Raw genomic sequence first — 13,481 nt, forward strand, 5'->3', positions numbered from 1 at the left:
GATTCAAACATCAGGGATAAGAATGACCCCTGATGCTTGGGGGGAGCGAAGCCAAGATACGTTAGTCGACGGCAATATCGTTATCTTTAAGCTCTTTTGACAGGGTTTCATAATTCGTTTTGAGTTTTGGCAAAGTATCTTCTTTGATTTTACTCAATACATTTTGCAACTGATCCTTACCGTAAGAAACGCTATAGTGACGGGTTTCAATATTGCTAATGATCTTCTCAGACTCTAAATACAAACGACGAATATCAGACAAAATATCACTCGGTGTTTCTAGCGCATTGGCAGAATAGCGCATGTTATCCCAGACAAATAATCCCATCTGCGGATGCATTTTCACTAAACTATTACTACTCACAGTCTCAACTGTGTCAGCGTAATGGCTCAAGATTTCAACATTGTCACTCACTTCGTCATATAGGGCATGACGCAGATGATAGTTATTCTGCATATTGCTCAGGGCATCAAATTTAATTGCCTGTGACAACCCTTCTTGCGCGGCTAAGTACACGCCAACAACAGTCGCAATGATTATAAAAATCTGACTCACCCAAAAACTGGTTTTTATAAGCTCAGTGTTATCAAGCTTAATGGCGCGTTTAGGCATATCTGCCTCATTAGAAATGGGTGTCATGTCCATATGTTTTATCCTGTCAAATCAAGAGTAAAAGGCAATATCACTAACTTAAATCATTATTGAATGGTCATCCTACACTATTGGGGTATGACTTACCTCAGTACAAATCACGATTTTTACCCACAAAAAAGGAGCCATCAGGCTCCATTTTTATATTCATTGGTCAGTCTATTATGCTGCTTTTGCCACATCAAAATTGGATAACAACATCACAGCTGTACGGCCTAATAAATGGTTGATCGTGCGATCGCCCGCTAAGCCTAACTCAGCAATCGCTTGCTGACGCGCTGTACTCACCGCTCTAAAGAGGGTAATTTCATTATTCGCACCACCACAAAGACTAAAGAACAGTCTCAATACTGCGCGGTAATGTTCTTCCTGCATTGCCTGCATCCAGGATGTTTCCAATGCCTCTTGGCTAGAAAAATCCAGCGCAGCAACAAATAGATTGCCGATACGACTATCTAAACGAACAAGAAAATCGCTTTTGCGTGGAAAATGGTGACTAATACCTGTGCGACTAATACCCGTTGCTTCAGATAACGTAGTATAAGACATAGTCTCAAAGCCGATAGTCAAAATTTGTCTTAACGCTTCATCCATAATTTGATTTATGGTTTGCTCAGTTTGTACTCGCGAGCGCTTAGCCATAGTAATGTCTCCCCTCTTATTTTTAGGGGGAAAGCTTACCAAAGCCGCTCAGGGATTACTGCTGTTCACTGGGCCGTAACCAGCGTATTTCACTTTTGTTCAGCTAGGGTTCAGTTTAAAACAGGCTTCACCACTGATTTAATTAACACATTCATAACATTGAATTTTGTACCAACCAGTTATGTGCTTTTTCTTCGCCCATGAGTAAAACGAACGTCGGTTGGAGATAGTGTCCAAGATCGGCTTTTCGCCAAAATAGATATTCAGGAAGGGGTTGCAATACACTCGCGCCAAAAGTGCGTTGCATTAAGCTCGAATACTCACCTAATAATCTCGGCTCTAATTGCTCGGCTTTAGGGTAAAAATTCGTTAAAAAGTCCCGATACTCGGTAAATTTAGCCACTTGAGCAACATCATATCGATGAAACACTTGTATCAACATTGGCGAACTCCAATGCGACAAATATTGCGGGCTTGTTAATGCATCAAGGTTACGTCTGTGGTATTGCTGCCACGCCAAGGCAAAATCATTTTTCTCCCGTGCGATACGCCAAACCAAATAAATGTCGGCTAGCCATTCATGTTGATATGCACTCAAGTGAGTCGGTAACACAGAGCCTTGCAGAGCAAGGTTCTCCAAATGACCAAGCTCATGCCATAGGGTTAATTGCGGCTGTTCAAGCAAAGGTAATTGATAGGTCACCATATCGACACTGGCTAACTGTACTTGCGGTGTCAGCGGCTCATTCACTAAGACTAGGCCCGCAATTTTATTGTCATCGACGGGCATGACCATGGCACTTCTGCGGCCTAAATCAAGCCTAAATTGTTCGAGAGTTGCAGGAAGCTGCACCAACACTTGCTCTGGCAATAATGCCAAGCAAGTGCCAAGCTCTGGTAAAGGGCAAATCAAAGCCTGCTTATCGGCAATGGGCGTCCAAGTCAGGCTAGATGCGAATGCCAGAGCGACTAAGCTCACTGATTCGCCATGATATTTTGTATAATCGCCGTGGTTGAAATACCATCCTCAAAGCCCAGCACTTGCACTTGGCCACCGGCGGCCATCACTTCAGCGCCACCTGCAATATCCTCAAGCTTATAATCACCACCTTTGACCAGCAGATTTGGCAGCAATCGAGTAATGATGCGCTGCGGCGTATCTTCACTAAAAGGCACAACCCAATCGACAGAAGCTAAGCCAGCGAGCACAGCCATACGACGATCAACCTGATTAACTGGACGGCCTTCACCCTTGAGGCGTTTAACCGAGGCATCATCGTTTACCGCGACGATCAAACGATCGCCCAAAGCTTTCGCCTGTTTAAGATAGCTCACGTGGCCCGCATGTAAAATATCAAAGCAACCATTAGTCATCACCACACGTTCACCGCGCAATTTGGCTTGCTCTAAGGCGTAGGCCAGTTGATCTTCACTCACCACCCCAAAACCCGATTCTCCATGGTGCAAAGCTAAAGCTTCGATAAGCTCAATGCGGCTCACGGTAGAAGTGCCAAGTTTACCGACCACAACGCCTGCGGCGGTGTTCGCAATCGCACAAGCTTGCGGTAAATCGGCGCCCGCGGCTAATGAGGTTGCTAAGGCTGAAATCACAGTATCGCCAGCACCCGTCACATCATAGACTTCACGGGCAACGGTAGGAATGTGCAACTCAGGCGCATTAGCGGTCACTAAGGTCATGCCCTTTTCAGAGCGGGTCACTAAAATGGCATCAAAATGATGTTGCTTGAGTAAGCCACGGGCTTTTTCCAGCAGATCGGCTTCAGAGGTCACAGTGCCAACAACGGCTTCAAACTCACTCATATTGGGGGTAATTAGCGACGCGCCATGATAACGACCAAAGTCACTGCCCTTAGGATCGACTAATACCATCACACCTTTCGAACGCGCTAAAGCAATAAAATCTCGCGGCTGATCGATAGCGCCCTTAGCATAGTCAGATAACACCACGACATCGACAGAATCGAGTAAGGCCTCGGATTGTTTCAATAAACGCACGCTATCGGCCTTGTCGAAGGCTTCTTCGAAATCGAGGCGGATAAGCTGCTGATTACGTGATAACACCCTCAGCTTAGTGATGGTTGGTTTATCAGCAATACTTAACCATTGGGGTTCAACCCCTAAAGTTTGCACGCCGAGCGTTAAGGCATGGGCAGTATCGTCTTGACCGACGAGCCCAGCAAGTTGGACTTGCCCCCCTAAGGTCGCGATATTGAGCGCCACGTTGGCCGCGCCGCCGGGTCTGTCTTCGACTTGATTAATCTTCACCACAGGTACGGGGGCTTCAGGGGAGATACGTCCCGTAGGGCCAACCCAATAGCGGTCTAACATCACATCGCCGACGACTAACACTCTGGCTTTTTCAAATGCTGGCAGAGAAACCTTCATAGTGCTCTTATCTTTATGCAGAAATTAAACCGTGATTGTACCTAATTTTCAGCAAAAATTGAGTTAGAATGAGCAGTAATTTTCAAAAGTAGTGAGTATTTTTGTGGTCGAGAAAGCCGAGTTTTCATCTTCTTTATATCATCCTAAGCATTGGCCCATGTGGTTTGGCGTATTTTTGATGCGTTTAACTCAGCTTCTACCGCTTCCTTGGCAGATGACGCTGGGTAAGGGATTGGGTCGCTTAGTGATGAAATTCGCAGCTGGTCGCACCCACACAGCGCGCCGTAACTTGACCCTCTGTTTCCCTGAAATGGCGGAAGCACAGCGAGAAGATTTACTCACGCGTAACTTTGAAGAAACGGGCAAAGCCATTTTCGATACCATCAATGCATGGTGGTGGCCCGATGAAAAAGTGCAGCAGCACATGAGTATCAAAGGCGAAGAACACGTACAAAACACGTTAAATGCTGGCCACGGAGTTATCCTCTTTGCCGTGCATTGTTTACCGCTGGAAATGGGCGCACGTATCTTCGGCCAATTCCAACCCGGCGTGGGGGTTTATCGCCCACACAATAATCCTGTGATGGAATACCTGCAGGTCAAAGGCCGTTTACGCTCCAATAAAGGTCTCGTTTCTAAACGCGACTTGCGCCAAATGATACGCTGCCTACGCAATCCCGATGTGATTTGGTACACGGCCGATCAAGACTTTGGCCGATCAAGCGCGGTATTTATCCCATTTTATGCTATGCCAGATGCGGCAACGATTACCGGTGCCACCACGTTAGCTAAACTCGGCAAAGCTAAAGTCCTGCCTTTTTTTGTGGAACGTACTACAGATGATAAAGGCTATCGAATTGAAGTGATGCCACCGCTGGATAATTTCCCCGGCGAAGATGAATTAGCCGATGCCATTCGCGGTAACAAGATTATCGAATCCATCATAGATAAAAACCGCGCCCAATATATGTGGTTACATCGCCGCTTTAAGACCCGTCCCGACCCAACGGACAAATCTTTATATCAATAAGCTCAATTAGCTTTGAATACAAAAATGCCAGCAAATAAGCTGGCATTTTTTATGGTGACTTTCGATAGTAAGGACCATCTAGCACATAGGATTAGAGCGCATTCTCAGTAGGTAAACGAATACCTACGTTAGTGACTTTACCTTCATACAGCCCCGCCACCACCCAATGCAACGACTGCCAGTGGAACTGATCTCCAAGTACAGGATTGGCGCCAAGCTGAGATACCACAAGGTCTGCGACTGTCATATCATCAGCGAGATTATCTAAACTTAAACCATAAATAGGCGCGAGATCCGCAAGCTTAACGTCTGTTTCAATAAAGAAATCACCGAAGAATCGTTGTACTTCTTTATTTTCTGGCGCTTGGCTAAAGAGGTTACTCAAGGCTTCTAAACTTTTCTCCTGACCCAGCACACAGAGTATATCGCCCGCCTCGAGACGAGTGCTACCCGATGGATGCAGCAAAGTGTCATCCCTAAATACCGCCGCAATCCGTGTCCCATCTGGCATAGCCAAGCGCTTTAGCGGCTCACCAATACACCACTTACTTTCACTCAAACGATAGACAAACACTTCCCATTCGCTGCTCGGGTAAATTTCAACTCCCGAGCGCGAAACGGGTAACGGCTTTGGGGGCAGTTCCACCTTAGCTAAACGCGCTGCAGTGGTCAAAGATGCACCTTGAACCAGCAACGACACTAATACAACGAAGAAGGCTAAGTTGAAGTACAACTGAGCACCCGGTAAGCCCGCCATCATAGGGAATACTGCTAAGATGATAGGCACAGCGCCGCGTAACCCCACCCAAGAAATAAACCAGCGGTCGCGACTGCTAAAGCTCTTAAAGGGCAATAGACTGATCCATACGGCGACAGGGCGAGCAAATAAAATCATTCCGAATGCCAGAGCAAAACCTGGGATCATGATATCGACTAAATCTGAAGGGGTAAGCAATAACCCTAATACGAGGAACATGCCGATTTGACTGACCCAAGTCATACCATCCAGTACGTTCAAAATCGCATGACGGCCACGGGTTGGCTTATTGCCGAGGAACAGACCCACTAAGTAAATCGACAAAATACCGCTACCACCCAGTTTGTTGGACGCAGCATAAATAATCAGACCACCGCTTAAAACTAAAATAGAGTACAGACCATCAGCTAACTTGCTTAAATTAACGAGCTTCCACAGCATCCAGCCGCCGCCTAAACCTAAACAGATCCCCAGACCAAATTGCTTAATAAAGCTAATAAGCATAAAGCTGAAGGACAACTCACTGTCGACATTGGCAAGAATGGCAATCAAGGTTACGGTTAAAAATACCGCCATAGGATCGTTACTGCCGGACTCAATTTCTAAGGTCGCACCAACCCGCTCGTTAAGGCTACGCCCTTTAAGCAGGGAAAATACCGCAGCGGCATCGGTCGAGCCCACAATCGCGCCCACCAGCAAACCTTGCAACCAATGCAAGTCGAACAACCATGCGGCCATCATGCCGGTAATACTGGTCGTAATGGCAACGCCAAAGGTCGCCAACGATAATGCAGGCCATAGCGCCACCCTAAAACTGGCAACGCGGGTGCGCATACCGCCATCGAGTAAAATAATCGCTAAGGCTAAGTTACTGACTAAATAGGAAGTTGAATAATCATCAAACTGGATTCCACCAACGCCATCTTCGCCAGCCAAAATACCCACAGCGAGGAAAATCAATAAAATAGGGATGCCCAAACGGGAAGACATAGGACTAAGTAAAACACTCACTGCTGTAAGCAAGGCGCCAATCAGAAAAAAACTATTGATGGAATCTGCATCCACAAACGCCTCCTTAATACAGGTTGTTTAGTTAAACGATAGACAAATCACCGAGGTTAAAAATGACTCAACTCACAATTTTATGATTTTATATTAGCACAAAAATATCGAATTATTGGAGCGTTAAATATTAAATTTCAATCATCTACATAAAAAATGTCATAAAACCAACTTTATATTAACCTTTAGATAAAGGCTAACGTAAAACCTAAAGGATAGCAGAACATCACCACACGACTTAATAAGCATTAAAATAAATAAATATCAAATAGTTAAAAATAACAAACTGAACGTAAACTCAAATCATTCAAGCAAAACTCAGCTCACAAACCTGTATAAACTAACGGTATCATAGCCAATTTAGTGTCAGATAAAATAATGTCGTGTAAAGGGTGAATATTTGACCATTATCCTTAAGCTAATTGTTTTAACTCCATTTATTTGCCAATGAGATGATTTAAACTCACTTTATCCGATGAGCAATAGCCTTGTCAGAAAAGGACCACACACTGTTTTCCCAAAACAAATCAATTCAGTTCCAGTAACGCCATACATGCTCGCCATTCAAACAGACACGTTTTAGATTGGTTAACACTACAAATATTTTTCATCAAGCAGGAAGGCATACACAAGACAATTGAGTACAGCAGGTTTTAACGACAAGACTAAATACTGACAATTGACGCCGCCAAGGAAAACCGTTAAAACAAAAAATTAAGCGATAAATACGCCGTACTGATCATATTTCAGTTGAAATAATGTCCAAAATAAGGAAGGATGCGAGCTTCGCGCGCCAGTGCATTTTGCTCGTCAAATTGCCGCTCTCGTTTTAAGAGAGAAAGCTGCGTTAAACACGCTTTTTTATTAACAGGAATCGTAGTATCCGCTTATGAGTATGCTTCGCACCACAGCTTTATTATTGACTTTGGTTTTCCCTAGTCTGTCCGCTTTAGCAACGGAATATCCTTTACCAGCCGCCCAAAGCAGGCTAATTGGCGAGAACCAGTATTATACGGTTCCAGAGGGTAAACACACTCTCGAAGATATCGCAGCCAAATACCAGCTTGGTCTCAGTAACTTACTCGAAGCTAACCCAGGTGTGGATCCATTTCTGCCAAAACCAGGTAGCCAACTGATCATTCCATTGCAATTGATCCTGCCAAACGCTCCCCGTGAAGGCATAGTGATCAACGTGGCTGAAATGCGGTTGTATTACTATCCAAAAGGCAAAAAGACTGTTGAAGTGTTGCCTATTGGTATTGGCCAAATTGGTAAAGACACACCAGAAAACTGGGTGACCACTGTACAACGCAAGCGTGCGAATCCAACTTGGACACCCACACCGCGCATTCGTAAAGAATATGCTGCTAAAGGTGAAATCCTGCCAGCGGTATGGCCAGCCGGTCCAGATAACCCTATGGGACTGTATGCGCTGTATATCGGCAACTTGTATGCAATTCACGGTACTAACGCGAGTTTCGGTATTGGTTTACGTGTGAGCCAAGGTTGTGTGCGTTTACGCCATGAAGATATCGAGCATCTATTCAAGACTGTACCAGTGGGAACTCGGGTACAATTTGTGAACCAGCCGATTAAAGCAACCGAAGAGCCAGACGGTAAACGCTACTTAGCCGTACATCAACCATTGTCTCGCACTGTGGCGGAGTTTGAATCAAATGAGCCCGTTGCGATATCACTGCCAAAAGAGATCGCTAAGTTTATCGCTAAAGCTGACACTGATTCTTCTGTGATCAAGAAGCTACTCGATGAACGTACTGGTGTGCCAATGCGAATTAATCAATAATTCACTGGCGAATACCACCTAAAAAAATACCCGCAATCTGCGGGTATTTTTTTGTCATGTCAGGCTACTCACTAACGTAATAGACTAACATATCAATCACATAAAGGTGCACACAGGGCCAAGAAGTGAGTCATAGCGGCACTGTTTGCTAATACGCGTTGATCGAAGTTTTGCAACGCAGGCGTTTCAGTACAAGCACCGACACGAGCACCACTTCGTACTAAACAAGCTTCAAAAGACGTATCAAAATGATTGAAGATCAAACCATCCTTAACAGGACACCCATCAATCTCACCGTCTACCGCAATCGGGAAATAACCACCTAAAGTATCGCGTAGATCGAGACTAAAACGTCCAGGCACTTGGCTTGGCTCAAAAGAATACACATAGGCTTCACGACTCAAGACATCTTCATGGCAAGTTAAAATACCGTCTCGGCTCGCAGCAAGCAGTAACTGTGCGTGCTCTAACAATAGCTTACCTTCAACCGATGTATGTTCATTCGCTTTAGGTTTACCGTTCTCAAATACAAAACCACGATTTGGATTTTCGCCGTATTTATTAAATCTATGACCACGACTGAATCCAGTAGGATTGACGAGAGGCAATAAACTCAAGTTCACCCGTTCAAATAGGTCTGCTGAAGCTTCACTCAAAAAATGCAACAAACCCCATGGGCCAGCAGATTCTTCGCCATGAAATCCTGTGCTGATCAATAAAGAAGGTAAGCCTGACTTAGCGGCCGGTGACTGATACAAGCTAACATCGTATTTACCCACTTCACCCAATGTTTTCTCAACCATGCCCAAACGGGTCATTTCCTGCTCAAGCAGCAGATAGAAATTATCAATATCAGTGCTTTCACAGTTAAAAATATCGCTTTTCCACTGAAAGGATTCGAACGGAGATCTGCTTACCATATCTTGTACTTATGCCAGAAAAAGAACTGTGCCATCATAGCAGTTCTTTTCAAAAACTGAATGCTATTCAACTGATTTCGATGAAATCCGAGCAGTCGTCGACAGTGGTGCAATCTGTATCGATACCTGCAAATGTATCAATTGCCTGTCGTTAATGGTATCCAGCTTGAGTAAGGCATTTAACAAATTAAAAAATAAGCTCGGCAGGACGCACTTATGAACACTCAAATCACCTTTTTTATCGCCCTTTCGGCCAGTGTTTTCAGTTATACGCTACAGGCCCAATGTCGCGCCGAGCAAGATGCACAAGCCTTATATGCGCTCGAAGCGAATATAGAGACCTATACGCTACAAAATGGCCTAACAGTGCGATTACTGCCCATGGCAGATAAACAAACAGTCACAGTCGCCAGCCAATTTAATTTAGGCGCCCGCAACGAAGCCCAAGGTCAGAGCGGTTACGCCCATCTGTTTGAGCACATGTTGTTTAAAGGGAGTGAAAATGCCCCCGGCGATACCTATGCTCAGCAGTTCAGTGCTTTAGGTGCACGTTTTAATGCCAGCACGCATTTTGACTACACCAACTACTATGTGACGCTGCCAAACCAAGCATTAGAACTGGGCTTATATCTCGAAGCCGATCGCTTTATCCGCCCTAGCCTTAACGCCACTACGGTTAAAAATCAGCAGGAAACCGTACTGCAGGAAATGGCACAAACCATAGATAATCAGCCCTATATCCGCAGCGCGATGGTGTTTTTACTCGAGCAAGTAAAAGGTACTCCCTACGGTCACGGTATTATTGGCAGCCGCGAAGATATCTTGCAAGCCACGCCAGAAAACCTAACGGCCTTTCACCGTGATTATTATCGTCCCGATGCGATGCAGCTTTCCCTTGTCGGCAAACTAAGCCCACAAACCCGACAATGGATTGAGCAAAATTTTGCGGCTTGGTCTAGGCCAACGATTGCTGAACCTGAATTTTCTGAGTTAACAATCCAGCCTAAACAAGTACATGCTGAGTTAGTGGATGAGCGCGGACCTTGGCCCGGATTACTGCTCGCTTGGCATACAGTAGGTAAAGATCACCCCGATGCTGCGGCAATTCGGCTGCTAGAAGGCTATTTATTTCAAAACACCGCCAGTGCACTCGCTAAACTCAGTCTGCATAATCCCGAACAAATGCTCAGCTATTCCCTGCCCTTTGAGTTAGAAAATCACGGCATAGCAAATATCGTCTTGGTTCCACGGGCACGGACCTCACTCGATGCCTTAGTGCAAAAAGTGTTGGGACTTGTGGCACAAACGCAGCAAGATGCTCTGGATGAAGCAAGTCTTTGCACACTTAAACAAGTGTGGTTAAACAATCAATTACAACAACTGGATGACACGCAGGCCTTAGCCATCAAGCTTTCCGCAACGTCGGCTCAAGATAAAGACCATCCCTTCACTGCGCAGTGGCAACGGATCAACGCAGTCACGGCCGACGATATCCAAAGCGTCGCAAAACGGTATTTTAACCAAGATTATGTCCGAGTCGACCTACTGCCACCTTGGTATATTCGCTGGGGTAAAACGCTACTGGAATGGCTGCCTAACGATATGAGTGACAGTTTAGAGGATGCGGTATTATGACGACTCAGACAATGTCAAAGCAGCTACAAGGCTTAATGTTCTGCGCTGTGGCTTTATCACTAAACGCCTGCCAGCAGACGCAAATCGTCTTCACGCCGAGCGAACCGCCGAGTTTGGCCCATTTTGAAACGCCAAACTCTTTAGCCCATTCTTTGCCTAGCTCTTTGAACAATCATTTACCCAAAAGCAGCGTCATTATCCCCGTAACGGATGAAATTTTTACCGATGAAGTCCATACCGAATTGGATTTACCCTATCAGTTACATCGCCTTGCCTCAGTTCAAATGAATAACAGTGTGAGCAACAGGGTCAGTTTAGCGGCTGTGAGCCCGCAAGTTCCCTTCAATAATCCCGATATTTTACAGATTGCCTTTCAAGAAAAGGCCCGCGCACTTGCCATTAGCCGCGCAGATCCCTGTCTTGAGACTTTCAATATGCGTGTCAGCTTGCACAGCATTAATTTAAGCCTCACTTGCCCCGACGATGTTAACCATATCTACGGCTTACTACTGCAATTTTGGCAGCCAGATGCCTTTGTTGATGCGACAACCGCCCCCGTCGATGTCGACAATATTCGCCGTCAACTCAAGCTCAATGAACACTTAAACGCCTTTAGTGGCGCCGAGATAGATAAAGAGTGGCGCGAAAAACTGCTCGGCCCTGAACATCCCTACAATAGAGTGATCAATAATAATGCATTGTTCGATTCGCTCAGCCTAAGGCAACTGCAACAAATCCAACAGCAGGCGGTAACACAAGCACAGTGGCATCTTTTTCTACCCAACTCTTTGGCAAATAACGCTAAATTTAACCTTCAAGCTAGCCTTAAACTGTGGCCAATATTGCCTAATTCAGGGCCGAAAGTGGATAAACTAGAGACAGTAAAGCCTCTGCAAATCAAGAGAATTTACCTTATTGATGCGCCGGGCAGCGTGCAAACCCAAGTCCGCCTAGGCTATGCCATAGATCATGTCCTAAGTGATGCATCAACTCAGCAGCTACTGAACCCACAGGAAGTCGCCTTAAGCTGTCGCAGTTTATCCGCACTCATGGGCCGCAGTTTTTCGGGCAGACTCTACTATGATTTACGGGAAAAACGCGGCCTCACCTATGGAATTTATGGCCAGTGCGCCAATGCACCGCTGTCCAGCAGTATCAAATTTTACGGCAGTACAGCCATAGAACATACGGGCGCGTTTGTGGTGGGCATACTCGATCACCTCGCACTCGTTAAGACGCAAGGTGCTAGCCAAGGTGAAATCGATGCACTTAAAACCTATTTGATCGGTGAAGATTTGCTCAGCCAAGACAACAGCATTCAACGTGAAAACCAATATATCCACCAAGTCGCGACAGGATTAACTCAAGTTGATGTGCAAAAGCTGAATGCAGAGTTGCAAGCTCTAACGCCCGAAAGGCTGCAGCAGTTAGCCAACGGGGCGTTTAGCGGTGAACCATTGATTATCTTGCGGGGCGATGTTGATCGAATTCTTCCTGACTTAAAAACTAAGCTACCAGAGTGGCAGTTTGAAAGGGTTAAGGTTGGCCTAACTGACAACTAAAGCCAAATAATCCTTCTAAAAGATTCAAATGCGCGATCGACAGATTAGAGCTTATTGGTCGCACTGTCGCTGGCAGGCGGTGCGCCATTATCACCCTGCGTCATCTGTTCATGGCCTTGTTCCATTTGTTGCAAATCTTCCATCGCCGAATCCTGCTGTATGGCCTGCGGATCAGGATCTTCTGCCGGTAACACCGCCATATTGTCGGCATTCGCGCTATTTGGCGTAGCAGGTTGATCAGGAGCCATACCATTTACGGCCTTAAGCCCCTCGATTGCCGGAGACACCTCAGTTTTCAACGTGCTGTCACTAAGATTCGGTAACCACTCACGCAATTGCTCGGGTCCAAAACTAAAACCTAACGCTATGACGACAGTTGCCACTGCAACATACAGCCAAGGGCGAATCGCCAGATGATCACCTCTTAGTAAAGTGTTTTCACTGGCATATAAATGCGCATCCGAGCGTTGATCTATTGGCGCGAGTGCTTTTAGCATGTCCGGCAAGGCATCGAGTTCAGGACCTTTAATACGCTGACCCATAAACTGCCCGCCTTCGTAAATCTCCATCTGATGACTGGCGACTTCACCGTCAACCACACCAGAACTGGTAATAATCAACTTATTACAACAGACTCTTCCGCGAAACACGCCGCAAACACGCAGCTTATGACAACTGACTTCACCAGAGATTTCGCCGCCAAGTTCGATCTTAATTTGTCCTGCTGATCTAATATTGCCCTGCAATTTACCCGCAATGAATGCCGCGCTCTCTAACTGAATGTCACCCTCAATCAAGGTTTGTGCACTGATAACCGTAATGCCATTGCCCTTACTCGCCATAGGATTCATTCCATATCATTATTTTTGTGACAAAGATGTTATGGTAAAAGTCCTCGAGAATAAAGCACTGGTTTCGCTTAGTATTTAACCTAAGCCTCAGAGCGGGACTTAAGTCACGTCAGCGACTATGTTACCCTGCGCATCTTGCCATATGGCTCCCGAGTACCTG

Annotated in this window: 11 protein-coding genes; 4 read left to right on the forward strand and 7 right to left on the reverse strand. The window is 45.7% G+C overall.

Translation table 11 applies throughout. The features are described 5' to 3' along the window. Window positions 1-61: 61 nt before the first annotated feature. The 4 genes from ACHA99_RS02900 to hldE all read right to left on the reverse strand — a co-directional run bounded on the left by ACHA99_RS02900 (window position 62) and on the right by hldE (window position 3,700). Window positions 62-646, reverse strand: a complete 585-nt coding sequence (locus ACHA99_RS02900; protein ID WP_105251573.1) for a hypothetical protein — start codon at window positions 644-646, stop codon at window positions 62-64. Between the two features lie 168 nt (window positions 647-814). Beyond that, window positions 815-1,294: a TetR family transcriptional regulator gene (locus ACHA99_RS02905; RefSeq protein WP_006082899.1), complete on the reverse strand. Its 480-nt coding sequence runs from the start codon at window positions 1,292-1,294 to the stop codon at window positions 815-817. A 151-nt stretch (window positions 1,295-1,445) separates the two neighbouring features. After that, window positions 1,446-2,273, reverse strand: coding sequence for a hypothetical protein (locus tag ACHA99_RS02910; protein WP_393940943.1), 828 nt, complete (start codon window positions 2,271-2,273; stop codon window positions 1,446-1,448). Beyond that, the gene (gene hldE, locus ACHA99_RS02915) at window positions 2,270-3,700 is read right to left on the reverse strand and encodes a bifunctional D-glycero-beta-D-manno-heptose-7-phosphate kinase/D-glycero-beta-D-manno-heptose 1-phosphate adenylyltransferase HldE (RefSeq protein ID WP_393940945.1); all 1,431 of its coding nucleotides are present in this window, start codon (window positions 3,698-3,700) and stop codon (window positions 2,270-2,272) included. Before hldE ends, ACHA99_RS02910 begins: the two co-directional genes overlap by 4 nt. 103 nt (window positions 3,701-3,803) lie before the next feature. On the opposite strand from hldE, the gene ACHA99_RS02920 reads away from it, so the two are divergent. Then, complete coding sequence (locus ACHA99_RS02920) at window positions 3,804-4,730, forward strand: LpxL/LpxP family Kdo(2)-lipid IV(A) lauroyl/palmitoleoyl acyltransferase (protein ID WP_393940947.1); 927 nt, start codon at window positions 3,804-3,806, stop codon at window positions 4,728-4,730. A gap of 91 nt (window positions 4,731-4,821) precedes the next feature. Here ACHA99_RS02920 and ACHA99_RS02925 read toward each other — a convergent pair whose 3' ends face one another. Next, window positions 4,822-6,552 carry a potassium/proton antiporter gene (locus tag ACHA99_RS02925; protein WP_131524280.1) on the reverse strand — a complete coding sequence of 577 codons (1,731 nt, stop codon included), beginning with the start codon at window positions 6,550-6,552 and terminating at the stop codon, window positions 4,822-4,824. An 886-nt stretch (window positions 6,553-7,438) separates the two neighbouring features. Between ACHA99_RS02925 and ACHA99_RS02930 the strand changes: the two genes are divergently transcribed. Further along, window positions 7,439-8,353 (forward strand): L,D-transpeptidase family protein, encoded by a 915-nt coding sequence (locus ACHA99_RS02930; protein ID WP_105251568.1) that lies wholly within the window; start codon window positions 7,439-7,441, stop codon window positions 8,351-8,353. A 92-nt stretch (window positions 8,354-8,445) separates the two neighbouring features. Here the strand turns inward: ACHA99_RS02930 and ACHA99_RS02935 are convergent, their stop codons facing one another. Then, window positions 8,446-9,273, reverse strand: coding sequence for a M14 family metallocarboxypeptidase (locus tag ACHA99_RS02935; RefSeq protein ID WP_105251567.1), 828 nt, complete (start codon window positions 9,271-9,273; stop codon window positions 8,446-8,448). Window positions 9,274-9,489: 216 nt separating this feature from the next. Here ACHA99_RS02935 and ACHA99_RS02940 point away from each other — a divergent pair, with 216 nt between their 5' ends. Further along, complete coding sequence (locus tag ACHA99_RS02940; protein WP_393940950.1) at window positions 9,490-10,908, forward strand: M16 family metallopeptidase; 1,419 nt, start codon at window positions 9,490-9,492, stop codon at window positions 10,906-10,908. Then, window positions 10,905-12,470 (forward strand): M16 family metallopeptidase, encoded by a 1,566-nt coding sequence (locus ACHA99_RS02945; protein ID WP_393940952.1) that lies wholly within the window; start codon window positions 10,905-10,907, stop codon window positions 12,468-12,470. Before ACHA99_RS02940 ends, ACHA99_RS02945 begins: the two co-directional genes overlap by 4 nt. A gap of 44 nt (window positions 12,471-12,514) precedes the next feature. Here ACHA99_RS02945 and ACHA99_RS02950 read toward each other — a convergent pair whose 3' ends face one another. Next, on the reverse strand, window positions 12,515-13,312 hold the full coding sequence (locus ACHA99_RS02950; RefSeq protein WP_393941040.1) for a polymer-forming cytoskeletal protein: 798 nt from the start codon (window positions 13,310-13,312) through the stop codon (window positions 12,515-12,517). Window positions 13,313-13,481 lie beyond the last annotated feature (169 nt).

This window comes from Shewanella sp. S23-S33, from assembly GCF_043359565.1.
GTDB classification, from domain to species: Bacteria; Pseudomonadota; Gammaproteobacteria; order Enterobacterales; family Shewanellaceae; genus Shewanella; species Shewanella oncorhynchi.